The organism is Streptomyces rubrogriseus, assembly GCF_027947575.1.
GTDB lineage: Bacteria > Actinomycetota > Actinomycetes > Streptomycetales > Streptomycetaceae > Streptomyces > Streptomyces rubrogriseus.
The window spans coordinates 5596433-5621620 of the sequence record NZ_CP116256.1 but is presented as its reverse complement, the minus strand read 5'-3'; the positions used below and the strand labels follow the sequence as shown (position 1 = coordinate 5621620).

The 25188-nt window shown below is 72.3% G+C and carries 18 protein-coding genes and 2 pseudogenes; 10 read left to right on the top strand and 10 right to left on the bottom strand.

Features of this window, described 5'->3' with window-relative positions; all coding sequences use genetic code 11:
- The first annotated feature begins 391 nt into the window (after positions 1-391).
- The 3 genes and pseudogenes from Sru02f_RS25625 to Sru02f_RS25615 form a co-directional block, all read left to right on the top strand.
- Positions 392-2131 carry a cellulose 1,4-beta-cellobiosidase gene (locus Sru02f_RS25625; RefSeq protein WP_109028529.1) on the top strand — a complete coding sequence of 580 codons (1740 nt, stop codon included), beginning with the start codon at positions 392-394 and terminating at the stop codon, positions 2129-2131.
- Positions 2132-2287: 156 nt separating this feature from the next.
- Entirely contained in the window at positions 2288-3226 is a 939-nt protein-coding gene (locus Sru02f_RS25620) for a class I SAM-dependent methyltransferase (protein ID WP_109028530.1), read from the top strand.
- Positions 3227-3405: 179 nt separating this feature from the next.
- Positions 3406-3642: pseudogene (locus Sru02f_RS25615) on the top strand (short-chain dehydrogenase); the annotation flags it as partial.
- 66 nt (positions 3643-3708) lie between these two features.
- On the opposite strand, the gene Sru02f_RS25610 reads toward Sru02f_RS25615, so the two are convergent.
- From Sru02f_RS25610 to Sru02f_RS25600, 3 genes are all read right to left on the bottom strand, one after another.
- Positions 3709-4542 (bottom strand): aldo/keto reductase, encoded by an 834-nt coding sequence (locus tag Sru02f_RS25610; protein WP_109028532.1) that lies wholly within the window; start codon positions 4540-4542, stop codon positions 3709-3711.
- Positions 4543-4625: 83 nt separating this feature from the next.
- Positions 4626-6452: an AMP-dependent synthetase/ligase gene (locus Sru02f_RS25605; RefSeq protein WP_109028533.1), complete on the bottom strand. Its 1827-nt coding sequence runs from the start codon at positions 6450-6452 to the stop codon at positions 4626-4628.
- Between the two features lie 227 nt (positions 6453-6679).
- Entirely contained in the window at positions 6680-8194 is a 1515-nt protein-coding gene (locus Sru02f_RS25600) for an MFS transporter (RefSeq protein WP_109028534.1), read from the bottom strand.
- 118 nt (positions 8195-8312) lie between these two features.
- Here Sru02f_RS25600 and Sru02f_RS25595 point away from each other — a divergent pair, with 118 nt between their 5' ends.
- Positions 8313-9296, top strand: a complete 984-nt coding sequence (locus tag Sru02f_RS25595) for an Lrp/AsnC family transcriptional regulator (RefSeq protein WP_109028969.1) — start codon at positions 8313-8315, stop codon at positions 9294-9296.
- Here Sru02f_RS25595 and Sru02f_RS25590 read toward each other — a convergent pair.
- Positions 9275-10155, bottom strand: a pseudogene (locus tag Sru02f_RS25590) (LysR substrate-binding domain-containing protein). The gene Sru02f_RS25595 and the pseudogene Sru02f_RS25590 sit on opposite strands and share 22 nt — an antisense overlap.
- A gap of 178 nt (positions 10156-10333) precedes the next feature.
- Between Sru02f_RS25590 and Sru02f_RS25585 the strand changes: the two are divergent.
- Positions 10334-11344: a bile acid:sodium symporter family protein gene (locus Sru02f_RS25585; RefSeq protein WP_174854966.1), complete on the top strand. Its 1011-nt coding sequence runs from the start codon at positions 10334-10336 to the stop codon at positions 11342-11344.
- A 27-nt stretch (positions 11345-11371) separates the two neighbouring features.
- Here Sru02f_RS25585 and Sru02f_RS25580 read toward each other — a convergent pair whose 3' ends face one another.
- From Sru02f_RS25580 to Sru02f_RS25555, 6 genes are all read right to left on the bottom strand, one after another.
- Positions 11372-13318: an exo-alpha-sialidase gene (locus Sru02f_RS25580; protein ID WP_109028536.1), complete on the bottom strand. Its 1947-nt coding sequence runs from the start codon at positions 13316-13318 to the stop codon at positions 11372-11374.
- Between the two features lie 197 nt (positions 13319-13515).
- Positions 13516-14364 (bottom strand): formate dehydrogenase accessory sulfurtransferase FdhD, encoded by an 849-nt coding sequence (gene fdhD, locus Sru02f_RS25575; protein ID WP_109028537.1) that lies wholly within the window; start codon positions 14362-14364, stop codon positions 13516-13518.
- 31 nt (positions 14365-14395) lie between these two features.
- A complete protein-coding gene (locus tag Sru02f_RS25570) occupies positions 14396-15256 on the bottom strand; it encodes a 2Fe-2S iron-sulfur cluster-binding protein (RefSeq protein ID WP_109028538.1) in 861 nt (286 codons plus the stop codon).
- Positions 15253-17184 carry an NAD(P)H-dependent oxidoreductase subunit E gene (locus tag Sru02f_RS25565; RefSeq protein ID WP_109028539.1) on the bottom strand — a complete coding sequence of 644 codons (1932 nt, stop codon included), beginning with the start codon at positions 17182-17184 and terminating at the stop codon, positions 15253-15255. The genes Sru02f_RS25570 and Sru02f_RS25565 overlap by 4 nt, the downstream gene beginning before the upstream one ends.
- Positions 17165-19093, bottom strand: coding sequence for a molybdopterin oxidoreductase family protein (locus Sru02f_RS25560; RefSeq protein WP_109028540.1), 1929 nt, complete (start codon positions 19091-19093; stop codon positions 17165-17167). Before Sru02f_RS25560 ends, Sru02f_RS25565 begins: the two co-directional genes overlap by 20 nt.
- Complete coding sequence (locus Sru02f_RS25555; RefSeq protein WP_109028541.1) at positions 19090-20061, bottom strand: 2-dehydropantoate 2-reductase; 972 nt, start codon at positions 20059-20061, stop codon at positions 19090-19092. The genes Sru02f_RS25560 and Sru02f_RS25555 overlap by 4 nt, the downstream gene beginning before the upstream one ends.
- Positions 20062-20264: 203 nt before the next feature.
- Between Sru02f_RS25555 and Sru02f_RS25550 the strand changes: the two genes are divergently transcribed.
- The 5 genes from Sru02f_RS25550 to Sru02f_RS25530 all read left to right on the top strand — a co-directional run bounded on the left by Sru02f_RS25550 (position 20265) and on the right by Sru02f_RS25530 (position 25095).
- Positions 20265-21605, top strand: coding sequence for an OFA family MFS transporter (locus Sru02f_RS25550; protein WP_109028542.1), 1341 nt, complete (start codon positions 20265-20267; stop codon positions 21603-21605).
- Entirely contained in the window at positions 21574-21726 is a 153-nt protein-coding gene (locus Sru02f_RS25545) for an MFS transporter small subunit (RefSeq protein ID WP_167469203.1), read from the top strand. Before Sru02f_RS25550 ends, Sru02f_RS25545 begins: the two co-directional genes overlap by 32 nt.
- Before the next feature lie 162 nt (positions 21727-21888).
- The gene (locus Sru02f_RS25540) at positions 21889-22839 is read left to right on the top strand and encodes a beta-ketoacyl-ACP synthase III (protein ID WP_109028543.1); all 951 of its coding nucleotides are present in this window, start codon (positions 21889-21891) and stop codon (positions 22837-22839) included.
- A 133-nt stretch (positions 22840-22972) separates the two neighbouring features.
- Positions 22973-23650 carry a GntR family transcriptional regulator gene (locus tag Sru02f_RS25535; RefSeq protein WP_003972414.1) on the top strand — a complete coding sequence of 226 codons (678 nt, stop codon included), beginning with the start codon at positions 22973-22975 and terminating at the stop codon, positions 23648-23650.
- Between the two features lie 263 nt (positions 23651-23913).
- Positions 23914-25095 carry an ROK family transcriptional regulator gene (locus Sru02f_RS25530; protein ID WP_109028544.1) on the top strand — a complete coding sequence of 394 codons (1182 nt, stop codon included), beginning with the start codon at positions 23914-23916 and terminating at the stop codon, positions 25093-25095.
- Positions 25096-25188 lie beyond the last annotated feature (93 nt).

The window sequence follows — 25188 nt, the reverse complement described above, 5'->3', positions numbered from 1 at the left end:
CGACAGATTCGGCGGGGAGAAAGTCGGTAACTCCTCTGTTCTTTGCCGTCACTTGGCGCTACCTTCGCTGCACCAGTGGGAGCGGTTCCACCAGTCGACGCGTCCGTCACGGCGCGCCCGAACTGCAAGGAGTCGCTCATGCGCCACCCCCCGTTCCACCCCCCGCGTTCAGGACTTTTAGCCGTTGCCGCAGCCGTGGCCGCTACGTGTCCGACGCCTTGCCGGCCCGTGTGCCGGATCGCTCACCCCTCGGGCCGTTCCACCGTGCCCGGGGGCCGTTCCTGACCTCCGATCACGACGGCACCCCCATGCCGATCGGCAGCGGGCCGCACCGGCACGGGCGCGGCCCGGGACGACAGCAGCACCCCCACGAAAGAAGGAACCCGCACTCATGACCCGTACCAGAACCGCGATGCTCGCCGCCCTCACCCTGGTCGCCGGCGCCTCGGGCACGGCACTGGCCGCCCACTCGGCGAGCGCCGGGGCCGCGGCCGCCGCCTGCACCGTCGACTACCAGGTGCAGAACGACTGGGGAAGCGGATTCACCGCTGCCGTGACCGTCACCAACAACGGCGCCGCCACGTCCAACTGGTCGCTGGGATGGACCTACGCAGGCAGCCAGAAGGTCACCAACAGCTGGAACGCGAAGGTCACGCAGAGCGGTGCCGCCGTCACCGCGGCCAACGAGTCCTACAACGGCACCCTGTCCACGGGCGGTTCGGCGAGCTTCGGCTTCCAGGGCACCTACAGCGGCAGCAACGCGATCCCGGCCACCTTCACCCTCAACGGCGTGACCTGCAACGTCGACGGCGGGACCGACCCGACCGACCCGCCCACCGACCCGACCGACCCGCCGACCGATCCCACCGGCCCGGGCGACCGGGTGGACAACCCCTACGACGGCGCCCAGGTCTACGTGAACCCCGAGTGGTCCGCCCACGCCGCCGCCGAGCCCGGAGGCGACCGCATCGCCGACGAGCCGACCGGGGTGTGGCTCGACCGGATCGCCGCCATCGAGGGCGCGAACGGCGGCATGGGACTGCGTGACCACTTGGACGCCGCGCTGGAGCAGAAGGGCTCCGGCGAGATGGTCGTCCAGCTCGTCATCTACAACCTGCCGGGACGCGACTGCTCCGCCCTCGCTTCCAACGGCGAGCTGGGCCCGACCGAGATCGACCGCTACAAGACCGAGTACATCGACCCGATCGCCGAGATCCTCTCCGACTCGAAGTACGCGGACCTCCGGATCGTCACCACGGTCGAGATCGACTCGCTGCCCAACCTGGTCACCAACGTCTCCGGGCGGCCGACCGCCACGGAGAACTGCGACGTGATGAAGGCCAACGGCAACTACCAGAAGGGTGTCGGCTACGCCCTGAACAAGCTCGGCGCCGTCGGCAACGTCTACAACTACGTCGACGCGGGCCACCACGGCTGGCTCGGCTGGGACAGCAACTTCGGCCCCTCCGCCGAGATCTTCAAGACCGCCGCCACCACCGAGGGCGCGACCCTCGACGACGTGCACGGCTTCATCGTCAACACCGCCAACTACAGCGCCCTGAAGGAGGAGAACTTCAAGATCACGGACTCGGTGAACGGGACCTCCGTGCGCCAGTCCGACTGGGTCGACTGGAACCAGTACACCGACGAGCTGTCCTACGCCCAGGCCATGCGCGACAAGCTGGTCTCGCTCGGCTTCGACCAGAACCTCGGCATGCTGATCGACACCTCCCGCAACGGCTGGGGCGGCGCCGACCGGCCCACCGGACCGGGCGCGACGACCGACGTGAACACCTACGTGAACGGCGGGCGCTACGACCGCCGCATCCACCTCGGCAACTGGTGCAACCAGTCCGGAGCAGGTCTCGGCGAGCGCCCGCAGGCCAGCCCCGCCGCCGGGATCGACGCGTACGTGTGGATGAAGCCCCCGGGCGAGTCCGACGGCTCCAGCAAGCTGATCGACAACCCGGACGGCAAGGGCTTCGACCGGATGTGCGACCCCACCTACACGGGCAACGAGCGCAACGGCAACAGCATGTCGGGGGCCCTGCCCGACGCCCCGATCTCGGGGGCCTGGTTCTCCGCGCAGTTCCAGGAGCTGATGAAGAACGCCTACCCGCCCCTGTCGTAAGCGGTTCCCGCGCGCGGCGCGGGTGAGCCACCGGGGTCCGGTCCTTGCGGGCCGGGCCCCGGCGGCCTCCTCTTTTTTGCGGGAGCGGCAACACCGGTTGCACCGGGCCGGTGAGTCGACGCACGCTGGCGGCACCGCGAACGGGAGGCTACCGGCATGGCGCACGACCACCATCACGACACACACGACCCCGCCCACGAGCAGGGACACGGGCATGGACACGGGCACGGACACGGGCACCCGCACGACCACGCCGACATCGACTGGTCCGAGATGGCCCCCCACCTGGAGGCGCAGGCCGAGCTGTACACGCCGCTGTACCGGCAGGCCCTGTCCTGGCTGGCCGGGGAGGTCACGGAGCCCGGTCTGATCGTCGACGTCGGCAGCGGACCCGGCGTCGTCTCGGCGCTGTTCGCCGACACCTTCCCCGGCGCCCGCGTGGTCGCCGCGGACGGCGCCGGACCGCTCCTGGACCGGGCCCGCGCCCGCGCCGAGCGGCTCGGATTCGGCGACCGCTTCGGCACTCTCACCGGAGACCTGCCCGGCGCACTGGCCGAGCTGGACTACCCCGCCGACCTGATGTGGGCCAGCCAGAGCCTGCACCACCTCCCCGACCAGCGGGCCGCCCTCGCCGCACTCGGCGGGCACCTCGCGCCCGGCGGCACCCTGGCGATCCTGGAGGGCGGACTGCCCGCCCGGTTCCTGCCCCGCGACATCGGGACCGGACGCCCCGGGCTCCAGGCCAGGATCCGCGCCGTCGAGGAGGACGCGTTCGCCGAGATGCGCGCGGACCTGCCGGACGCCGTGGCCGAGACCGAGGACTGGCCCGCGATGCTGACAGCCGCGGGACTGAAGCACACCGGCACCCGCAGCTTCCTGCTCGACCTGCCCGCGCCCCTCTCCGACGCGGCCCGCGACTACGTCACCACGTCACTGTCCCGGTTGCGCGAGCGGATCGGCGAGCGCCTGGACGCCGAGGACCGCGCCACCCTGGACCGGCTGCTCGACCCCGCCGACGAGGCGGGCCTGCACCGCCGCCAGGACGTGTTCCTGCTGGTGGCGCACACCGTGTACACGGCGGTACGGCCGGTCTGAGGCCGTCGCCGCCGACGCTCGCGCTTGACTTCGAGAGCGCTCCAAGTGATGGATTCCCCGCTGTCCGTGCGAGAAGCAGGAACAGACACAGGGGGACTCATGACCGACACACCGGTCACGCTCATCACCGGTGGCGATGGGGGTCCCCCGGCCTGAGCGAAGCCGAGAGTGGGGGGAGGGCGGTGACCGGCCTCGCCGAGACCACCCGGCGCGAGGTGACGCAGTGGGGCGTGGGCGTGATCCTGATCGCGCCCGGCCGGGTGGAGACCCCGTTCTGGGACGGCACCTGCGGGCTGCCGCCCGGCGAGCTCCTCACCGCCGAGCAGATCGCCGACTCGGTCGTCTGGGCCATGACCCAGCCCGCCGGGGTCGACGGCAACACCGTGGTCGTACGGCCGCTGGGGCAGCCCAACTGACCCGCGCGAGACGCGGGAGGGGCCCGGCCGCACGCGCGGTCGGGCCCCTCCCGTGTGCGGCACCGCTCAGGAGTTGACGTCCGCCGGGTCCGGGCCCAGCCGACGGTCCTCGTTCAGCGCGCTGATCGCCGCGAGGTCCTCGGTGTCCAGGGTGAAGCCGAACACGTCGAGGTTCTCCTTGATCCGGGACGGCGTCACGGACTTCGGAATCACCACGTTGCCCAGCTGGAGGTGCCAGCGCAGCACGACCTGGGCCGGGGTGCGCCCGTGCTTCTGGGCGATCGCGACGATCGCCGGGATGTCCAGGATGCCCTTGCCGGAGCCGAGCGGGGACCAGGCCTCGGTGGCGATGCCCTGCTCCGCGTGCGCCTCGCGGGCGGCGTGCTGCTGGAGGTGCGGGTGCAGCTCGATCTGGTTGACGGCCGGGATCACCGACGTCTCGGCGGTCAGCCGCTCCAGGTGCTCCGGCAGGAAGTTGGACACGCCGATGGCGCGGACCCGTCCGTCGGCCAGGAGCTTCTCGAACGCCTTGTAGGTGTCGACGTACTTCTCCCTGGCCGGCATGGGCCAGTGGATCAGGTAGAGGTCGAGGTACTCCAGGCCGAGCTTCGCCATCGAGGTGTCGAAGGCGCGGAGGGTGGAGTCGTACCCCTGGTCGCTGTTCCAGAGCTTGGTGGTGACGAAGAGGTCCTCGCGGGCCAGGCCGGAGGCGGCGATCGCCCTGCCGGTGCCCTCTTCATTGCCGTAGATCGCCGCTGTGTCGATGCTGCGGTACCCGGCCTCCAGGGCCAGGGCGACGGCGGTCTGCGCCTCGTCGTCCGGCACCTGCCAGACGCCGAAGCCCAGCTGGGGCATCTCGACGCCGTTGTTCAGGATGATCGGGGGGACCTTGCTGCTCACGAGCTCTTGATCCTTCGGTTGTGGTCAGGTGGTACTCATATCGTCAACGATCACGAGCCCGGACGCATTCCTGACCGTGGAACTCACGCTGTGTAAAGGGCCTCGACCTCGGTGCCGTAGGCGTTCTCGATGGCCTTGCGCTTCAGTTTCAGCGAGGGGGTGAGCAGCCCGTGCTCCTCGGTGAACGGCTGGGCGAGGATGCGGAAGGTGCGGATCGACTCGGCCTGGGACACCAGCGTGTTGGCCGCGACGACCGCGCGCCGCACCTCCGTCTCCAGGTCGGCGTCGTGCACCAGGTCGGCCGCGGACAGCTGCGGCTTGTTGCGCATCGTCAGCCAGTGCTCGACCGCCTCCTGGTCGAGGGTGATGAGCGCGGCCACGTAGGGCCGGTCGTTGCCGACGACGATGCACTGGTTGACCAGCGGATGGTCGCGCACCCGCTCCTCGAGGAGCCCCGGGGAGACGCTCTTGCCGCCGGAGGTCACCAGGATCTCCTTCTTGCGGCCGGTGATGGTGAGGTAGCCGTCCTCGTCCAGGGCGCCGAGGTCGCCGGTGGCCAGCCAGCCGTCGTGCAGGGTCTCGTCGGTGGCCTTGGGGTTGTTCAGGTAGCCCTCGAAGACGTTCTCGCCGTTGAGCCAGATCTCGCCGTCGTCCGCGATGTGCACGGTCATGCCCGGAATCGGCTGCCCGACGGTGCCGTAGCGGGTGCGCTCCGGCGGGTTGGCGGTGGCGGCCGCCGTGGACTCGGTCAGGCCGTAGCCCTCGTAGATCTGCACGCCCGCGCCCGCGAAGAACAGCCCGAGGCGCCGGTCCATCGCCGAGCCGCCCGACATGGCGTTGCGGATGCGTCCGCCCATCGCGGCCCGGACCTTGGAGTAGACGAGCTTGTCGAAGAACTGGTGCTGCATGCGCAGGCCCGCCGACGGGCCGGGGCCGTCGCCCCAGGCCTTCGCCTCCACCGCCTCCGCGTACTTCACGGCCACGTCGACGGCCTTCTCGAAGGGCCCCGCCTTCCCGTCCTTCTCGGCCTTGCGCCGCGCCGCGTTGAACACCTTCTCGAAGATGTACGGCACCGCCAGGATGAAGGTCGGCCGGAAGGCGGCCAGGTCGGGCAGCAGGGCCGCGGCGTTGAGCTGCGGCTGGTGGCCGAAGCGGACCCGGCCGCGGATCGCCGCGACCTCCACCATCCGCCCGAAGACGTGCGCGAGCGGCAGGAACAGCAGCGTCGCCGCCTCGTCGCCCCGCTTGGAGTGGAACACCGGCTCCCAGCGCGCGATGACGGTGTCCGCCTCGTACATGAAGTTGCCGTGGGTCAGGACGCAGCCCTTGGGGCGGCCGGTCGTGCCGGAGGTGTAGATGACGGTGGCGACCGACTCAGGTGTGACCGCCTTGCGGTGCCGGTGGACCACCTCGTCGTCGAGGTGCGCGCCCGCGTCGTACAGCTCCTGCACGGCTCCGGAGTCCAGCTGCCACAGGCCGCGCAGGTGCGGCAGCCGGTCGATGACGGTGGCGATCGTCATGGCGTGGTCCTCGTGCTCCACGACCGCGGCCGTCACCTCGGCGTCGTAGAGCATCCACATGCACTGCTCGGCCGAGGAGGTCGGGTAGATCGGCACCACCTGGGCGCCGATCGTCCACAGGGCGAAGTCGAACAGGGTCCACTCGTAGCGGGTGCGGGACATGATGGCGACCCGGTCGCCGAAGCGGATGCCCTGGGCCAGCAGTCCCTTGGCGAGTGCCAGCACCTCGTCGCGGAAGGCAGCGGCGGTGACGTCCCGCCACTGCCCGGCCTCGTCCTTGCGGCCGAGGGCGATGTGCCGCGGATCCTCGTCGGCATGTTCGAAGACGACGTCGGCCAGACCGCCCACCGGTGGTGGCAACGTCAACGGAGGACTGGTGAACTCGCGCAAACCCCGCTCCCCGCTTTTCGATCCCCGCTTTTCGATGACGCCCCCGCACAGCGCGGTGAAAGCTACCCCACCCGGCGCGGGGACGGGAGGGGCGCCAAAATCGAACAGGGCTCAGGTTCGCGCTGGTCAGCGAGAGGAAATGCGCTCACATGGGGAAGGGTCGGACAGTTTCCTGACGGTTGAGTAAGGTTCGGTGCCGTAATCTCCACCGAATCTGTACGACCCGCTTACCGCCGGTACGGGGGTGCCGGAACGGCCTCCTCCTCTTTCAGCGCGGGCGGCGCGGAATCCGTCACACCGGCATTCCGGCCGCCGCGTTCGGCCCTGACCAGGGCGAGCACCAGCACCCCGGCGACGGCCGCGACCGCGCCCGCGGCCACCGCGGCCGCGTTCAGTCCGGAGGCGAACGAGGCCCGCAGCGCGTGCTCGCCGAACACACCCCGCAGGGCGCCCGCCGCACCGCCCGCCAGGCCGTGCGCCGCGTCGTGCGGAAGCGTGTCCTCCATCCGCGAGGTCAGCACCGTGCCGAACACGGCGATGCCGAGCGCGTACCCGAGCTGGCGGAAGGTGTTGACCGCACCCCCGGCCATGCCGGACCGCTCCGCCGGGACCGCGGCCAGTGCCGCGCCCGCGATGCCGGGCGACACCAGGCCCGTGCCCACACCCACCAGGAGCAGCCCCGGCACCAGGGCGGACCCGCCGGAGCCCGCGTCCAGGAACGCCATGCAGAACTGCCCCGCCGCGATCAGCAGCAGTCCGCCCCCGATGGTCAGCCGGGCCGGCACCCCGTGCAGCAGCCGCCCGCCCGCCGCGGCCACCACGAACGACGCCAGCGACAGCCACACGAACACCAGACCGCCCCGCACCGGGCTCATCCCCAGCATCGTCTGGAGCCATATGGAGGTGTACGCCATCACACCGAACGCCGCCGCGTTGAAGGCCAGCCCGCCCAGCATCACGCCCGAGAACGCGGGCCGCAGGAACAGCCGCGGGTCCAGCAGCGGATCGGCGACCCGGCGCTCCACGGCGACGAACGCGCCCAGCGCCACCACCGCGAGCACGAAGGAGGCGAGGGTGCCGCCCTCCGTCCACCCGTGCGACCCGGCCCGTACCGCCCCGTACGTCACCGCCCCGGCGAACGCCGCGAACGTGGCCGTGCCCGCCCAGTCCACGCGGCGCCCGCTCGCCCCGCGCGACTCCGGCACCACGCGCAGGGTCAGCCAGACCGCCGCCACGCTCACCGGCAGGTTCACCCAGAAGATCCAGCGCCAGCCCGGACCGTCGGTGAGCAGTCCGCCCAGCACCGGGCCCACCGCCGCCGCCGCGCCGCTGACCGCGCCCCACACCCCGAGCGCCATCGACCGCCGGCGCCCCTGGTAGACCGAACCGAGCAGCGGCAGCGTGGTGGCGAACATCGCCGCCGCGCCCAGCCCCTGCAGCCCGCGCGCGGCGACCAGCATGCCCGGCCCGGTGGCCAGCCCGCACAGCAGCGACGCCAGCGCGAACAGCACCACGCCCGCCACGTGCACCCGACGCCGTCCCAGGACGTCGGCCGCCGCCCCCAGTCCCAGCAGCAGCGCGGCCAGCGCCAGCGCGTAGCCGTCCATCACCCACTGCAGATCGCTCAGCGAGGCGTGCAGCCCCCGGGCCATGTCCGGCAGCGCGACGACCGCGATCGTCACGTCCAGCAACAGCATGAACGTCCCCAGGCACACCGCGGTGAGCGGCCCCCATGTACGCATGTTCCGTCTTCTCTCCCGTGTCGTACGTGATGTCCGTGCCCTCGTACGATGGGGCTCGCCCGGCCGATCGCACGGGTTCACGGCGGCACCGGGACGGAATCCGACAGGAGTGGCCGACATGCGGATGGAATCCGACACCTTCGACGAACTGGACCTACGTGTACTGGACGCGCTGGAGGTGAACGGCCGCGCCTCCTTCAGCCGCATCGGGGCGGTGCTCGGCGTCTCCGACCAGACCGTCGCCCGCCGCTACCGCAGACTGTGCGCCGAGGGCGGGCTGCGGGTGGTCGCCGTCCGGGACGCCGAGCGGCTCGGCCAGGACTACTGGACGCTTCGGCTGCGCTGCGTCCCCGACAGCGCGCCGGCCATCGCCGACGCCCTCGCCAAGCGCCCCGACACCAACTGGATCGGGCTGGCCGCGGGGGGCACGGAGATCATCTTCGGCACCCGGCCGCGCAGTCCCGGCGACCGGGACGACCTGCTCCTCGGCAAGCTGCCGCGCACCCCGAGTGTGCTGGAGATCCACGCCCACCAGATCCTGCACCGCTTCTACGGCGGCCCCAGCGGCTGGCTCCGCAAGTTCGGCGTCCTCAGCGCCGACCAGGTCGCGGCGCTGCGGCCGGAGACCGGCCCGCCCCCGTCGGGGCCGGCCCGTATCGACCCCGAGGACGAACCGCTGCTCGACGTCCTGGAACGCGACGGGCGCGCCGGACACCCCGAACTCCAGCGCGCCACCGGCCGCTCCGAGTCCGCGGTCAAGCGCCGCCTGGCCGCGCTGCTCGGCTCCGGCGCCGTGTACATCGACGTGGAGTACCACTCGGAGATCCTCGGATACCCGACCGCCGCCGTCCTGTGGCTCACCACCAGCCCGGCCGCCCTGCACCGGGTCGGCGAGGCGCTCGCCGCACACGACGAGATCGCCCACGCCGCCGCCACCGCGGGCCCGTCCAACATCGTGGCCACCGCGGTCGTCCGCAGCACGGCCGACCTCTACGCCTACCTGAGCGGCCCGCTCGGCCGCCTGGAGGGCGTCCAGCACGTGGAGGCGTCACCGTACCTGCGCCGGGTCAAGCAGCTGACCTATCCGAGGCCCGTGCGCTGAGGCCGGTGCAGCCGGTCGCCGCCCGCCAGGATCGCCGCCGCCAGCGCGTCGGCCGCGCCCTGCGCCGAGGGCGGCGGCCGCCGTGCACCAGCACGAAGTCGACGCCGCCCAGCTCGGGCAGCCCGGCCCGGTCCGGCACCCGTACCAGACCGGGCGGGACGAGGCCGCGGGAGTGCGCCATCACGCCCAGGCCCGCCCGGGCGGCGGCGATCAGGCCGTTGAGGCTGCCGCTGGTGCACGCGATGTGCCACGCGCGACCCTCCCGCTGCAGGGCGTCCAGGGCGAGCGCGCGGGTGATGCCGGGCGGCGGGTAGACGATGAGCGGCACCGGGCGGTCCGGTTCGAGGCGCAGCCGCTCCGCGCCGATCCACACCAGCCGGTCGCTCCACACCGGCTCGCCGCGCGGGTCCTCGGGCCGCCGCTTGGCGAGCACCAGGTCCAGCTTCCCGGCCGCCAGCTGCTCGTGCAGGGTGCCCGACAGCTCCACCGTCAGCTCCAGGTCGACCTCGGGGTGGTCGTGCCGGAAGGCCTCCAGGATCTCCGGCAGCCGGGTCAGCACGAAGTCCTCGGAGGCCCCGAACCGCAGCCGCCCGCGCAGCCGGGTGCCCGTGAAGAAGGCCGTCGCCTGCTCGTGCACCTCCAGGATCCGGCGCGCGAACCCGAGCATCGCCTCCCCGTCCTCCGTCAGCTCCACGGAGTGCGTGTCCCGGCTGAACAGCTGGCGCCCGGTGGCGTCCTCCAGCCGCCGTACGTGCTGGCTCACCGTCGACTGACGCAGCCCGAGCCGCCGGGCGGCCTGCGTGAAGCTCAGCGTCTGGGCCACCGACAGGAAGGTGCGCAGGTGGGAGGGGTCGTACATGCCGCCAGCCTAGCGGGGTCATCGGTGATCGTGATGACAGTCAGAGCGGTATGCCGGATTCCCGATCGCCGGACGGGGGAGCACGATGGAGCGGGGACCCGTGATCCCGCCGAACGAGCAGTACGAGCAAGCAGCGAGCAAGTGGAGCACCGTGAAACGCCTGCGTTGGCCGCGTCGGATGCCGATCGACCCGTACATCCTGCTGCTGCTCGGCACCGTGGGCCTCGCGGCGCTGCTGCCGGCCCGCGGCACGGGCGCGGACGTCGCCTCCGGCGCCTCCACCGGCGCGATCGCGTTCCTCTTCTTCCTCTACGGCGCCCGGCTCTCCACCCGTGAGGCGATGGACGGCGTACGGCACTGGCGGCTCCACGTCACCGTGCTGGCCTGCACCTTCGTCGTCTTCCCGCTGCTCGGCCTCGCGTCGCGCGGTCTGGTCCCGGTGTTCCTGACCGACCCCCTCTACCAGGGCCTGCTCTTCCTCACCCTGGTCCCGTCGACCATCCAGTCCTCGATCGCCTTCACCTCCATGGCCCGCGGCAACGTGCCCGCCGCCATCTGCGCCGGGTCCTTCTCCTCACTGGTCGGCATCGTCGTCACACCGCTGCTGGCCGCCGCCCTGCTGGGCGGCGGCGGGGGCGGGTTCTCCGCCGACTCGGTGGTGAAGATCGTGCTGCAACTGCTGGTGCCGTTCGTGGCCGGGCAACTGCTGCGCCGGTGGATCGGAGGCTTCGTCGCCCGGCACAAGAAGGTGCTCGGGCTCGTCGACCGCGGCTCCATCCTCCTGGTCGTCTACACCGCGTTCAGCGAGGGCATGGTCGAGGGCATCTGGCACCAGGTGAGCCCGGCGCGGCTGGCCGGGCTGCTGGCCGTCCAGGCAGTGCTCCTGGCCGTGATGCTGGCCCTGACCTGGTACGGGGCGAAGGGGCTCGGCTTCGGGCGGGAGGACCGGATCGCGATCCAGTTCGCCGGGTCCAAGAAGTCGCTGGCCGCCGGACTGCCCATGGCGAGCGTCCTGTTCGGCGCCCAGGCCTCGCTGGCGGTGCTGCCGCTGATGCTCTTCCACCAGATGCAGCTGATGGTGTGCGCGGTGATCGCCAAACGCCGGTCGCACGACCCGGAGGCGGTCGCGTCCGAGGAGCCGGCCACCCCGGCGCGGACCGCCGTCGGCACCGGGAGCCGCTCCGGCTGAGGCCCCCGCGGTCCGGCGCGATGACGGTCAGCCGCCCGTGGCCGCGCTCCCGCCCGTGGCCGTGGCCGCCTCGTCCACCCGGTCCAGGGGGAGGTGCAGGACGGTGCTCCCGCCGGCGGCGGGCGGGTCACCGGCGGCGATCTCCGAGTCCGTCAGGGCCCTGTTCCACACCTGTACGTCGTCGACGGCGCCGGTGAAGCGGGCCCGGCCGTCCATCCGTTCGCCGATGTGCACCCCGAAGGGTGAGTTCCGGCTGACCGAACCCCGCACGTCCGCCGCGTCGTCCGCCGCCGAACCGTCGACGAACAGCGTGAGCCGCCCCCCGCCCCGGCGCAGCGTCAGACGGTGCCATCGCCCGTCGTCGTACGCGCGGTCCGTGCGCACCCACGCCGAGCGCGGGGCCGTCGCTCCGTCCCGCGCGGTGATCAGCCCCTGCACCCGCCCGGCGTCCGGTTCGGCGCGCAGCCACACCTGGGGCTGGGTGGTGCCGGTGCCGCCCATCCACAGCAGCGGCTGCTCCCCGTCGGCCGCCGAGTACCGGAACCACAGCGACGCCGTGAAGTCCCCCTCCCCGAGCGTCAGCCGCCCGTCGTAGGGCAGCCGTACGGCGTCGTCCGCGCCGTCGAACGCGAGCGCGCCGCCCACCGCGCCGTCCGTGGTCGGCGCGGCGCCGCCGAGCACCACCGCGGGGGCGGCACCGGCGGCGAGGTCGGGGGTGGTGGGGTCGGGGGCCCGGGGCGGAGCGAGCCGGTCCGCGGTGAGGCGGGCGAAGCGGATCTCGTCGCGGGCGTCGGTCTTCCCGCCCTCGTACAGCAGGCCCACGGTGTCGTCGTCGACCGGCACCAGGTCCGAGTAGCCGGACCAGTCCCGGGTGACGACCGTGCCGCGGTCCGCGCTGTCCCAGGTCGCGCCGCCGTCCCGGGAGGAGCGGACCGTCATCGTCCGGCGGCGGTCGGGGTCGGCGGGCGCCGACAGCAGGATGCGGTCGCCGACACGCAGCACCGCACCCTGCGCCTGCGGGGCGTACAGGTCGGGCAGGGCCCGGAAGGGCGCCGCGAAACTGTCGCCGCCGTCCCGGCTGAGTGCCTGGGTGCGGTGGCCCAGGTCGGTGCCGTTCTCCTCCCGGCCGCTGACCAGGAGGGCGCCGTCGGCGCGTTCGGTGAGGGTCAGTTCGGAGGGCTTCTGCCGGAAGGTGCCGTCGGCGGCGACGGGCCAGGTGTCGGTGGCGCCGGTCCTCCAGTGCTCGCCGCCGTCGTCGCTGACGACGAGGGCCGCGTGGTTGGCGGTGACCCTCCCCCAGCCTCCGGCCGGGGGGACCCCCGTCCCGCTTCGCCCGCCGTCCCAGGTCTCGGCGTTGACGCCGACGACGAGCCGGCCGGGGTGGGCGCCGCCGGTGAGCTGGACGCCGTGCACGGGGCCGGTGGCGTACCAGGAGTCCCAGTCGGGCGGCAGGATCTCGACGCTCAGGTCGCGGGGAGTGGACCAGGTGCGGCCGTCGTCGTCGCTGTGCTGGAGGTGCGGCGTGCGCGCGCAGGGCACCGGGCAGTTGGCGCCGTCCGTGCGGCCCGCGTTGTACGTCTCCAGCAGCAGGACGCGGCCGGTGGCACGGTCGACGACCGGGGCCGGGTTGCCGTGGGTGTCGCCGCCGCCGTCGTTGACGACCCGCAGCGGGCCCCAGGTGAGTCCGCCGTCGGTGGAGCGCTTGAGGACGACGTCGATGTCACCGGCGTCCCCGCAGTCCAGGACGCGGCCCTCGGCGAAGGCGAGCAGCGTGCCGTCCCTCGTGCGCACGATCGCCGGGATGCGGAAGCAGGCGTATCCGCCGGGGTCGCGGGCCGCGTCGAAGAGCACCTGCTCCTCGGAGCCGGGTGCGCGGTCGCCGGGTCGCGCGTGTGCCGGGAAGGGAGAGGACACGGCGAGCGCGCAGGACGTGGCGAGCGCGAGCCAGAAGGGACGGCGGGTTCGAGGGGGCATGGCGCGGTCTGCCCTTCGGGCGGCTGGTGGAGGGGACCCATTCGTCCGGACATCAGTACAAGAGACGTCCGGTGTCCGCGGGGACCGCGCCGTCCCCCGCGTGTCGGACACCGGAGCGGTCGAGGCGGGGCCCCCGGGGGCGCAGGGGGCGCTCCCCGCCCGGCAGGAGCCCCGCCGCCGTGCCGCGGGGAGGGGGGTCAGCCCTGGGCGACCGCGGCCCGCAGGGCGACCCGGTCCTCACCCGCGTACACGTTCATGGAGCTGCCGCGCAGGAAGCCCACCAGGGTCAGTCCGGTCTCGGCGGCCAGGTCCACGGCCAGCGAGGACGGCGCGGAGACCGCGGCCAGCACCGGGATGCCGGCCATCACGGCCTTCTGCGCCAGCTCGAAGGAGGCCCGGCCCGACACCAGCAGCACGGACCGGGACAGCGGCAGGTCCCCGTTCTGCAGGGCGCGCCCGACCAGCTTGTCGACCGCGTTGTGCCGGCCCACGTCCTCCCGTACGTCCACCAGCTCGCCGTCCTCGGTGAACAGCGCCGCCGCGTGCAGCCCGCCCGTGCGGTCGAAGACCCGCTGGGAGGCGCGCAGCCGGTCGGGGAGGTCCGCGAGGAGTTCCGGGGTGACGCGGACCGGGGGTGTGTCGGCGATGGGCCAGCGGGCCGTCGTACGCACCGCGTCCAGGCTCGCCTTGCCGCACAGGCCGCAGGAGGAGGTGGTGTAGACGTTCCGCTCCAGCGTGATGTCGGGGACCCGCACACCGGGGGCGGTCTTCACGTCGACCACGTTGTAGGTGTTGGAGCCGTCGACCGTCGCACCCGCGCAGTACACGATGTTCTGCAGGTCACCCTGCTCGGCCAGCACGCCCTCGCTCACCAGGAAGCCCGCCGCCAGCGCGAAGTCGTCGCCGGGGGTGCGCATCGTGATGGCGAGCGGTTTGCCGTTCAGCCGGATCTCCAGCGGCTCCTCGGCGACGAGCGTGTCCGGCCGGGTGGAGACCGCCCCGTCCCTGATGCGGATGACCTTGCGTCGTTCCGTGACTCGTCCCATGTCGTGCCCCTTGCGCCGGTCGGTGTGCCGGTCAGTCCCGGTTCTGTACGTGCTGGTAGCCGAAGCGGCCCTTGATGCACAGGTTGCCGTGGGTCACCGGATTGTCGTGCGGAGAGGTGACCTTGACGATCTCATTGTCCTGCACATGGAGCGTGAGGTTGCAGCCCACGCCGCAGTACGCGCACACCGTCGTCGTCTCGGTCTGCCGCTCCTCGTCCCAGGTGCCCGCCGCCCGCATGTCGAACTCGGACTTGAAGGACAGGGCCCCGGTGGGGCACACCTCGATGCAGTTGCCGCAGTAGACGCACGCCGAGTCGGTCAGCGGGCCGTCGTGCTCGACCGAGATCCGGGCGTCGAAGCCGCGGCCGGAGACGGAGATGGCGAAGCTGTTCTGCCACTGGTCGCCGCAGGCGTCCACGCACTTGTAGCAGAGGATGCACTTGCCGTAGTCGCGCACGTAGAGGTCGTTGTCGACACGTGGTTCCTCGTCGACGCGCGCCGCGTCCGGGCCGAAGCGGTCGGGCTTCGCCTCGTACTCCTTGATCCACTGGGCGACCGAAGGGGTGGTGGAGAGATCGACCGAGGAGGCGAGGAGTTCGAGGACGACCTTGCGGCTGTGCCGGGCGCGCTCGGTGTCCGTGCGCACCACCATGCCGGGCTCCGCCTTGCGCGAGCAGGCCGGCGCGAGGGTCCTGGCGCCCTCCACGTCCACCACGCAGACCCGGCAGGCGTTCTTCGGGGTCAGCGTGTCGCCCTCGCACAGGGTCGGGACGTCCTTCCCGGCGGCCCGGCAGGCGTCGAGGATCGTGGACCCTTCGGGAACCCGGGCCTCCTGCCCGTCCAGGGTGAACTCCACCAGGCGGCGCGGCACTCCGAGCGGTATCGCGGTCATTCGTACGCCCCCAGACGGTCGATGGCGGATTCCACGGCGTTCCACGCGGTCTGCCCCAGACCGCAGATCGAGGCGTCCCGCATCGCGCGGCCCACCTCGCGGAGCAGGGCGATGTCGTCGGCCGCCGCGGCGCCCGTGCGGTCGGCGATCCGGTGCAGCGCCTCCTCCTGGCGGACGGTCCCGACCCGGCACGGCACGCACTGACCGCACGACTCGTCGCGGAAGAACTCGGCGATCCGCAGCAGCAGGCGGGGGAGCGGGACCGTGTCGTCGAAGGCCATGACGACGCCGGAGCCCAGGGTCGTGCCCGCCTCGCGGGTGCCTTCGAAGGTGAGCGGGATGTCCAGTTCGTCGGGGCGGACGAAGCCGCCGGCGGCGCCGCCGAGCAGGACCGCGCGGAGGTTGTCGCGGACCCCGGCGAGGGTGAGCAGCTCGCCCAGCGTGGCGCCGAAGGGGAGTTCGTAGACGCCGGGGCGGGCCACGGAGCCGGACACGCAGAACAGCTTGGGGCCGGTGGACGTCGGAGTGCCGATCGCGGCGTACGCCTCGGCGCCCATCGTCAGGATGGGCAGGACGTTGACCAGGGTCTCCACGTTGTTCTCGACCGTGGGCTTGCCGAACAGGCCCTTCTCGACCGGGAACGGCGGCTTGGAGCGCGGCTCGCCGCGGTGGCCCTCGATGGAGTTGAACAGGGCCGTCTCCTCGCCGCAGATGTACGCGCCCGCGCCGCGCCGGATCTCGATGTCGAAGGCGTAGCCCTGGCCGAGGACGTCGTCGCCGAGGAGGCCGCGGGTGCGGGCCTGCTCGATGGCGTGGGTGAGGCGGGCCAGCGCGCGCGGGTACTCGCCGCGGAGGTAGAGGTAACCCCGGTGGGCGCCGGTCGCGTAGGCCGCGATCGTCATGGCTTCGACCAGGGCGTACGGGTCGCCCTCCATCAGGACGCGGTCCTTGAAGGTGCCCGGTTCGGATTCGTCGGCGTTGCAGACCAGGTAGTGCGGGTGGTCGGGCTGGGCGGCCGTCGCCTGCCACTTGCGGCCGGTGGGGAAGGCGGCGCCGCCGCGGCCGACCAGACCGGCGTCGGTGACCTCGCGGATGACGGCGGCGGGGCCGAGGGCGAAGGCGCGGCGGAGGGCGGTGTAGCCGCCGTGGGCGCGGTAGTCGTCCAGGGAGGTGGGGTCGACGGTGCCGATGCGGCTGAGGAGGGTGAGGGTGGGGTCGCCGGACTGGGGGACCGCGGCTTCGGGGGCCGGTTCGGTGGGGGCGGATTCGGGGGCGGTGGCCGCCGTGACCGCCCGGTCGGGGGTCGCGGGGGCGCATACCGCCGTCGCGTGGAGAGCTTTTCGCCCCCGCCGCCCCTTCCCGTTCCCGTCCCCGGCGGCTGCCGCCCCCGGACCCCCGCCTTCGGCCTGGACGGCCTCGCCCTCAAGCGCCGGACGGGCTGGGTGGCCCGCCCGGATCGTCAAAGTCGCCGGGGCCCGTTCGCACAGGCCCAAGCAGGGAGATCGCTCGACCTTCACGCCGCTCTCCGGGCCCAGGCGCGCCTCCACCGCCGCACACAGCTCACCCGAGCCCGCCGCCGTGCACGCCAGGTCGGTGCAGACGTGCAGGACCGTGGCCGGGCGGGGGCGGACGGAGAACATGGCGTAGAAGGTCGCCACGCCGTAGGCCTCGGCCGGGGGGACGGTCAGACGGCGGCACACGTAGTCCAGGGCGCCCTCGCTGATCCAGCCGACGCGGTCGTTGAGCGCGTGCAGGGCCGGCAGGAGCTGGTCGCGGCGGTCCCGGGCCTCCCGGCCGCCGCGCGCCCACCTGAGGTCCGCGTCGGAGCGGTCCGCGCCCTCCCAGGAGGACTCGGGCGGGCCGAGCAGGGCGTCCACGGCCGCGCGTTCCTCGTCCGTGGGCTTGCTGTCACCGAAGCGCAGGTCCACCGGTGCTCACCTTCTCGATCCGGATCGCCGAGGCCTTGAACTCCGCCGTCCCGGCGATGGGACAGTTCGCCTCGATGGTCAGCTGGTTGGTGTCCACCTCGTCGGGAAAGTGGAAGCTCATGAAGGCCAGGCCCGGGCGCAGGGCCGTGTCGACCCAGACGGGGGCCAGCAACGAGCCGCGTCGTGAGGTCACCCGCACCTCCTCGCCGACCACCACGCCGTAGCGTTCGGCGTCCTCCGGGCAGAGTTCGACGGACTCGACGCGGCGCAGCGGGGAGGCGTAACCGCCGCTCTGCACCCCCGTGTTGTAGGAGTCGAGGCGGCGTCCCGTGGTCAGCCGGATCGGGTACTGCTCGTCGGTGAGGTCCACCGGCGGGTCGTGCCGGACGAGTCCGAAGGGAGCGAGGCGGCCGCGGTCGGCAGGGTCCGCAGACCACAACCTGCCGTGCAGGTACGTGGGTTCCAGGCCCTCCGTGCTCGGGCACGGCCACTGGATGCCCTGGTGCTCATCGAGGCGGGCGTACGTCATCCCGTGGTGGTCGGGGGAGAGGGAGCGCAGCTCGTTCCAGACCGCCTCCGCGTCGTCGTACTTCCAGTCGTGGCCGAGGCGGGCCGCGAGGTCGCAGAGGATGTCGATGTCCTCGCGGGCCTCGCCGGGCGGGGTCACGGCCCTGCGGACGCGTTGTACACGTCGTTCGCTGTTGGTGGTGGTGCCCTCCGTCTCCGCCCAGCCGGCCGTGGCCGGCAGGACCACGTCCGCCAGTTCGGCGGTCTTGGTGAGGAAGATGTCCTGGACCACCAGGAAATCCAGGGCGCGCAGACGGCGTACCGCCTGTTCGGCGTCCGCCTCCGACTGGGCCGGGTTCTCGCCGATGCAGTAGACGGCGCGGAGCGTGCCCTCGTCCATCGCCTCGAACATCTCCGTCAGCGTGAGGCCGTGGCGCGGCTCGACCACCGTGTCCCACGCCGTCTCGAACTTCCGGCGGACCTCCGGGTCGAGGACGTCCTGGAAGCCGGGGAGGCGATTGGGGATGGCGCCCATGTCGCCGCCGCCCTGCACGTTGTTCTGGCCGCGCAGCGGTTGCAGACCGGAGCCGTAGCGGCCGACGTGGCCGGTGAGCAGGGAGAGGTTGATCAGGGCGCGGACGTTGTCCGTGCCGTTGTGGTGCTCGGTGATGCCGAGGGTCCAGCACAGCTGGGCGCGCTCGGCGCGGGCGTAGGCGTGTGCCAGTTCGCGGATGGCGGCGGCCGGTACGCCGGTCACCTTCTCGGCGAGGGACAGGGTCCAGGGTTCGACCAGGGCCTTGTAGTCGTCGTAGCCCGTCGTCGCGCGTTCGATGAACGCCTCGTTGGCCAGGCCCGCGTGGATGATCTCCCGGCCGACCGCGTGCGCCAGCGGGATGTCCGTGCCGACGTTCGGTCCGAGCCAGCTCTCCGCCCACTCGGCGGTGGAGGTGCGGCGCGGGTCCACCGCGTACAGGCGGGCGCCGCCCCGTATGCCCTTCAGCACGTGCTGGAAGAAGATCGGGTGTGCGAAACGGGCGTTGGATCCCCACATCACGATGACGTCGGTGTGCTCGATCTCCTCGTAGGAGGAGGTGCCGCCGCCCGAGCCGAAGGCGGCCGACAGGCCCGCCACGCTCGGTGCGTGACAAGTGCGGTTGCAGGAGTCCACGTTGTGGGTGCCCATGACCACCCGGGCGAACTTCTGGGCCACGTAGTTCATCTCGTTGGTCGCCCGCGCGCAGGAGAACATCCCGAACGCGCCGCGCGCCGCCGTCAGGCCCCGGGCCGTGCGGTCCAGGGCCTCCTCCCAGGTCGCCCGGCGGAACGGCGCGTCGCGCGAGTCCCGGACCAGGGGGTGGGTGAGGCGGGTGTAGGTCTTGGGGGTTCGGTCGCGTTTCCTCATGCGGCGCTCCTCAGCGCGAGCAGGTCCGACAGGGCGTGCACGGTGCGCAGGGTGGGCACCGGGACCCCGGTGATCTCCGCCAGTTCGACGACGGCCGCCAGCAGCACGTCGAGTTCGAGCGGCTTGCCGCGCTCCAGGTCCTGGAGCGTGGAGGTGCGGTGGTCGCCCACCCGCTCGGCGCCCGCGAGCCGGCGTTCGATGGAGACGCCGACCTCGCAGCCGAGGGCCGCGGCGACCGCCAGCGTCTCGGTCATCATGGTTTCGATGACCTCGCGGGTGCCGCCGTGCAGGCACATCTGCCGCATGGTGGCCCGGGCCAGGGCGCTGATCGGGTTGAAGGAGATGTTGCCCAGCAGCTTCAGCCAGATGTCGCCCCGCAGGTCCGGCTCGACCGGGCACTTCAGTCCGCCCGAGCGCATCGCCTCGCTGAACGCGGTGCACCGCGGCGAGACCTCCCGGCCCGGCTCGCCGACCGAGAACCGGGTGCCTTCCACATGGCGTACGACGCCCGGCTGTTCCAGTTCGGTGGCCGCGTACACGACGCAGCCGACGGCCCGTTCGGGCGCGAGCACCGCACTGACCGCGCCGGCCGGGTCCACGCTTTCGAGGCGGCGCCCGTCGTAGGGGCCGCCGTGCCGGTGGAAGTACCACCAGGGGATGCCGTTCTGGGCGGCCACAATCGCCGTGGTCTGGTGCAGCAGCGGCTCGATCAGCGGCCCGCACGCCGCGTACGAGTTGGCCTTCAGACCCAGGAACACGTAGTCGACCGGACCGACTTCGGCCGGGTCGTCGGTGGCGTGCGGATGCGCGGTGAAGTCGCCGCGCGGGCTGCGCACCCGTACTCCGTACTGCCTCATGGCCGCCAGATGCGGTCCACGGGCGATGAGATGCACGTCGGCGCCCGCACGGTGGAGCGCGGCGCCGACGTAGGCGCCGATCGCCCCGGCGCCGAGGACTGCGACTTTCATGGCGGGGGAGCTCCGTTCGGTCGAGGGATACCGAGGAGGAACCGAGAAGTGTCTGTCGACGAAATATTGTCTACAGTATGGAGGTTGGGGCGGCAAGGCTTTGTGCAGCAGTGGTGGTGGTCCGTAGTCGAATGATCGGCTTCTGTAGTTGTCCGCTCAACAGTCTTCTCAAGCGCTTTCCGGATCCCTACGGTTGGGGACCCATGAGTCCCCCCGTCGCACCCCCGGGCTGGAGCCGCTGGCTCGTTCCCCCGGCCGCTCTCTCGGTCCACCTCTCCATCGGCCAGGCCTACGCCTGGTCCGTGTTCAAACCGCCCCTGGAGTCCGCGCTCGGCCTCAGCGGCACGCAGAGCGCGCTGCCCTTCCAGCTCGGCATCGTCATGCTCGGTCTCTCGGCCGCGTTCGGCGGCACGCTGGTGGAACGGCACGGGCCGCGCTGGGCGATGACCGTCGCCCTGGTCTGCTTCTCCTCCGGCTTCCTGCTCTCGGCGCTCGGCGCGGCCGTGGAGCAGTACTGGCTGATCGTCCTCGGCTACGGCTTCGTCGGCGGCATCGGCCTGGGCATCGGCTACATCTCGCCCGTCTCGACGCTGATCAAGTGGTTCCCGGACCGGCCGGGCATGGCCACCGGCATCGCCATCATGGGCTTCGGCGGCGGCGCCCTCATCGCCTCGCCCTGGTCGGCGCAGATGCTCAAGTCCTTCGGCACCGACAACTCGGGGATCGCCCTCGCCTTCCTCGTCCACGGACTGACGTACGCCGTCTTCATGCTGCTCGGCGTGCTGCTGGTACGGGTGCCGCGGCCCAGGCAACGGGCGGACGGCCGCCCCGCCCCGCTCGAAGGGGTCCAGGTCTCGGCGCGCTCCGCCGTGCGCACCCCGCAGTTCTGGCTGCTGTGGATCGTGCTCTGCATGAACGTCACCGCCGGCATCGGCATCCTGGAGAAGGCCGCGCCGATGATCACGGACTTCTTCTCCGACACCTCCACCCCGGTGTCCGTGACCGCCGCGGCCGGCTTCGTGGCCCTGCTGTCGGCGGCCAACATGGCGGGCCGGTTCGGCTGGTCCTCCGCCTCCGACCTGATCGGGCGCAAGAACATCTACCGCGTGTACCTCGGCGTCGGCGCGCTGATGTACACCCTGATCGCGCTGTTCGGCGACTCCTCCAAACCGCTGTTCGTGCTGTGCGCCCTGGTCGTCGTGTCCTTCTACGGCGGCGGCTTCGCCACGGCCCCCGCCTACCTCAAGGACCTCTTCGGCACCTACCAGGTCGGCGCGATCCACGGGCGGCTGCTCACCGCCTGGTCGCTGGCCGGTGTCCTCGGGCCGCTGATCGTGAACTGGATCGCCGATCACCAGGAGGAGGCCGGACGGCACGGCTCGGCCCTGTACGGCACGTCCTTCCTCATCATGATCGGACTGCTGGTCGTCGGCTTCGTGGCCAACGAACTCGTCCGCCCTGTCCACGCCCGGCACCACCGACCCGCCACCCCGACGCAGCAGGAGGGCAACGATGTCACCCGACCGCAGCCAGAGTCCGCCTGACGCCACCGGGACGCCCGACCGGCGGCCGCTGATCGCCTTCACCTGGCTGTGGGTGGGCGTGCCGCTCGCCTACGGTCTCTACGAACTCGTGCGGAAGGCGACCCAGCTCTTCACCGGGTGAGCGCACGGGCCGGTGACCGGCGGACGGCCCGGGGCGGCCGGGGATGCTGACCGAAGCCGACAAGCCGGGCGCCGGTTTCCTGTCGTATCACCTGCCGTCGTACCCGTCGGTCACTGATCACACTGGTGGATCCCGTACCCCGAGGCAGCGAGGACTCCACCCATGCACCAAGGCTCCCGCATCACCGCCGTCGGCCACTACCAGCCCGCCCGGATCCTCACCAACGAGGACCTGGCGGGCATGGTCGACACCAGCGACGAGTGGATCCGGAGCCGGGTGGGCATTCGTGCGCGCCGGATCGCCGGACCGGACGAGCCGGTCGACGAGCTGGCCGGCCACGCCGCCGCCAAGGCGCTCGCGTCGGCCGGGCTCACCCCCGCCGACGTGGACCTGGTCGTGGTCGCCACCTCCACCGCGATCGACCGCTCCCCGAACACCGCCGCCCGCGTCGCCGCCCGCCTCGGCATCCCCGGCCCGGCCGCGCTGGACCTCAACGTCGTGTGCGCGGGCTTCACCCACGCCCTGGCCACCGCCGACCACGCCGTACGGGCCGGTTCCGCGAGCCGGGCGCTGGTCGTCGGCGCGGACAAGATGTCCGAGGTCGTCGACTGGACCGACCGCACCACCTGCGTGCTGGTCGGCGACGGGGCGGGGGCCGCCGTCGTCGAGGCCTGCGCTCCCGGCGAGCAGCCGGGGATCGGTCCCGTGCTGTGGGGGTCGGTGCCCGAGATGGGCAACGCGGTCCGCATCGAGGGGACGCCGCCGCGGTTCGCACAGGAGGGGCAGAGCGTCTACCGCTGGGCCACCACCCGGCTGCCGGCCATCGCGCGCCAGGCCTGCGAGCGGTCCGGTCTCGAGCCGGCCGACCTCGCCGCGGTCGTCCTGCACCAGGCCAACCTGCGCATCGTCGAACCCCTCGCCGCGAAGATCGGCGCCGTCAACGCCGTGGTCGCCCGCGACGTCGTCGAGTCCGGCAACACCTCCGCGGCGAGCATCCCGCTGGCGCTCTCCAAGCTCGTGGAGCGGGGCGAGATCACCACCGGCGACCCGGCCCTGCTCTTCGGCTTCGGCGGCAACCTCTCCTACGCCGGACAGGTCGTCCGCTGCCCCTGAAGGTCCCGGACCGTCCCCCGGTGTGACGTGGCCTACACCCACGGCGTCATGGCCCGGGCGCGCCGTAGACTGTAGACGAAAGACAATCAATACTTCGCGTACTGATTGTGTTCCGGCCGTCGAGGGGGGACCGATGTTGTCCGCAGGACTGCCGCAGGGCGCGGTGCCCAGGCTCGAACGGCCCGGCCCGCTGCGGGACCGTGTCTACGAGGCGCTGCTCGAACTCATCACCACCCGGGCCCTCCAGCCCGGCCAGCACCTCGTCGAGAGCGAACTCGCCGGTCACCTCGGGGTGTCGAGGCAGCCCGTGCGCGAGGCACTGCAGCGGCTCAACACCGAGGGCTGGGTCGATCTGCGCCCCGCGCAGGGCGCCTTCGTGCACGAGCCGACGGAGGAGGAGGCGGACCAGCTCCTGACGGTGCGTACGCTCCTGGAGGCCGAGGCGGCCCGGCTCGCCGCGGCCAACGCCTCCAGCGCGGGCATCGCGGCGCTGGAGGCGCTGTGCGAGGAGGGGGAGCGGGCCGTCGCCGCCGAGGACGTGGACGCCGCCGTCGCCTGCAACGCCCGCTTCCACGGCAAGGTGATGGAGCTGGCGGGCAACGCCGTCCTCGCCGAACTCGCCGCACAGGTCGACCGCCGGGTCCGCTGGTACTACACGCCGGTCGCCCGCCAGCGCGGCCGTCAGTCCTGGATCGAGCACCGCAGGCTGATCGCCGCCGTCACCGAACGGGACGAGCAGGCGGCGACCCGGCTGATGCGCGAGCACACCGAGCACACCCGCCGCTCGTACCACGCCCGCGGGGAATCGTAAGATCACAGCCCGTTCGCAGCGGGTTCACAGGCCGTCCGGCGCATGGTCCGGGCGGCCTCGTCGTGTCCCGGGCCGTCCCGGGCCGCACCCTTCTTTGTCCACTCAGTGGAGAAAGTTCGCAGCAATTCGTGCGTGACTTCTTCCCACACCCGGCGCCCACTGCTACGTTCCCTCCGAAAGCAAGCCACGCCGACAAGTCGCGGACGTGGCCGGAAACCGGCGGACCCAAGGCCGATCGAGGCGGGGAGGGGCTCGTGAGACGCATGACCGCACGACCCGCTAACACCCACCAGGCGCGACTGCTCCAGCTGTTGCGCGACGGAGGGCCCAACTCCCGCGCCCAGCTGGGCGACCAGGTCGACCTCTCCAGGTCCAAGCTGGCCGTCGAGGTGGACCGGCTGCTGGAGACCGGACTCGTCGTGGCCGACGGACTCGCCGCCTCGCGCGGCGGGCGCCGCAGCCACAACGTCCGCCTCAACCCCGAACTGCGCTTCCTCGGCGTCGACATCGGCGCGACCTCGGTCGACGTCGCCGTCACCAACGCCGAGCTGGAGATCCTCGGGCACATCAACCAGCCACTGGACGTGCGCGAGGGCCCGGTCGCGGTCTTCGAGCAGGTGCTCGCCATGGCCGCGAAGCTGCGCGCCTCCGGGCTCGCGGAGGGCTTCGACGGCGCCGGCATCGGCGTCCCGGGGCCGGTCCGCTTCCCCGAGGGCGTGCCGGTGGCTCCGCCGATCATGCCGGGCTGGGACGGCTTCCCCGTACGGGAGGCGCTCAGCCAGGAACTCGGCTGCCCGGTCATGGTCGACAACGACGTGAACCTGATGGCGCTGGGTGAGCAGCACGCGGGCGTCGCCCGCACCCAGCACGACTTCCTCGTCGTCAAGATCGGTACCGGCATCGGCTGCGGCATCGTCGTCGGCGGGGAGGTCTACCGCGGTACGACCGGCAGCGCGGGCGACATCGGGCACATCCAGGCGGTGCCCGACGGACGCCAGTGCGCCTGCGGCAACCGCGGCTGTCTGGAGGCCCACTTCAGCGGCGCGGCCCTGGCCCGCGACGCCACGGAGGCCGCCGAGCAGGGGCAGTCGGCCGAGCTGGCGAACCGGCTGGAGGCGAACGGAGGCCTCAGCGCCGCCGACGTCGCCGCCGCGGCGGCCGCGGGCGACGCCACCGCACTGGACCTGATCCGGGAGGGCGGCCGCAGCACCGGCCAGGTCATCGCCGGACTGGTCAGCTTCTTCAACCCGGGCCTGGTGGTGATCGGCGGCGGGGTGACCGGCCTCGGCCACAACCTGCTCGCCGCGATCCGCACCCAGGTCTACCGCCAGTCGCTGCCCCTGGCGACCGGCAACCTGCCCATCGTACTGGGGGAGTTGGGCCCCACCGCCGGAGTCATCGGCGCGGCCCGGCTGATCAGCGACCACCTGTTCTCACCCGCGTAGCCACCTCTACTTTTCCGCGCACCAGGCTCCACGGCTCCATATCTCCACGGCTCCATATCCGCATATCTCCACGGCTCCACGGCTTCACAGTTC

What these genes read in the sequence shown, in the direction of transcription:
- Sru02f_RS25625 (WP_109028529.1), top strand. Translation starts at nt 392, where the DNA reads ATGACCCGTACCAGAACCGCGATGCTCGCCGCCCTCACCCTGGTCGCC.
- Sru02f_RS25620 (WP_109028530.1), top strand. Translation starts at nt 2,288, where the DNA reads ATGGCGCACGACCACCATCACGACACACACGACCCCGCCCACGAGCAG.
- Sru02f_RS25600 (WP_109028534.1), bottom strand. Translation starts at nt 8,194, where the DNA reads ATGCGTACATGGGGGCCGCTCACCGCGGTGTGCCTGGGGACGTTCATG.
- Sru02f_RS25595 (WP_109028969.1), top strand. Translation starts at nt 8,313, where the DNA reads ATGCGGATGGAATCCGACACCTTCGACGAACTGGACCTACGTGTACTG.
- Sru02f_RS25585 (WP_174854966.1), top strand. Translation starts at nt 10,334, where the DNA reads ATGCCGATCGACCCGTACATCCTGCTGCTGCTCGGCACCGTGGGCCTC.
- Sru02f_RS25580 (WP_109028536.1), bottom strand. Translation starts at nt 13,318, where the DNA reads ATGCCCCCTCGAACCCGCCGTCCCTTCTGGCTCGCGCTCGCCACGTCC.
- fdhD (WP_109028537.1), bottom strand. Translation starts at nt 14,364, where the DNA reads ATGGGACGAGTCACGGAACGACGCAAGGTCATCCGCATCAGGGACGGG.
- Sru02f_RS25570 (WP_109028538.1), bottom strand. Translation starts at nt 15,256, where the DNA reads ATGACCGCGATACCGCTCGGAGTGCCGCGCCGCCTGGTGGAGTTCACC.
- Sru02f_RS25560 (WP_109028540.1), bottom strand. Translation starts at nt 19,093, where the DNA reads ATGAGGAAACGCGACCGAACCCCCAAGACCTACACCCGCCTCACCCAC.
- Sru02f_RS25555 (WP_109028541.1), bottom strand. Translation starts at nt 20,061, where the DNA reads ATGAAAGTCGCAGTCCTCGGCGCCGGGGCGATCGGCGCCTACGTCGGC.
- Sru02f_RS25550 (WP_109028542.1), top strand. Translation starts at nt 20,265, where the DNA reads ATGAGTCCCCCCGTCGCACCCCCGGGCTGGAGCCGCTGGCTCGTTCCC.
- Sru02f_RS25545 (WP_167469203.1), top strand. Translation starts at nt 21,574, where the DNA reads ATGTCACCCGACCGCAGCCAGAGTCCGCCTGACGCCACCGGGACGCCC.
- Sru02f_RS25540 (WP_109028543.1), top strand. Translation starts at nt 21,889, where the DNA reads ATGCACCAAGGCTCCCGCATCACCGCCGTCGGCCACTACCAGCCCGCC.
- Sru02f_RS25535 (WP_003972414.1), top strand. Translation starts at nt 22,973, where the DNA reads ATGTTGTCCGCAGGACTGCCGCAGGGCGCGGTGCCCAGGCTCGAACGG.
- Sru02f_RS25530 (WP_109028544.1), top strand. Translation starts at nt 23,914, where the DNA reads ATGACCGCACGACCCGCTAACACCCACCAGGCGCGACTGCTCCAGCTG.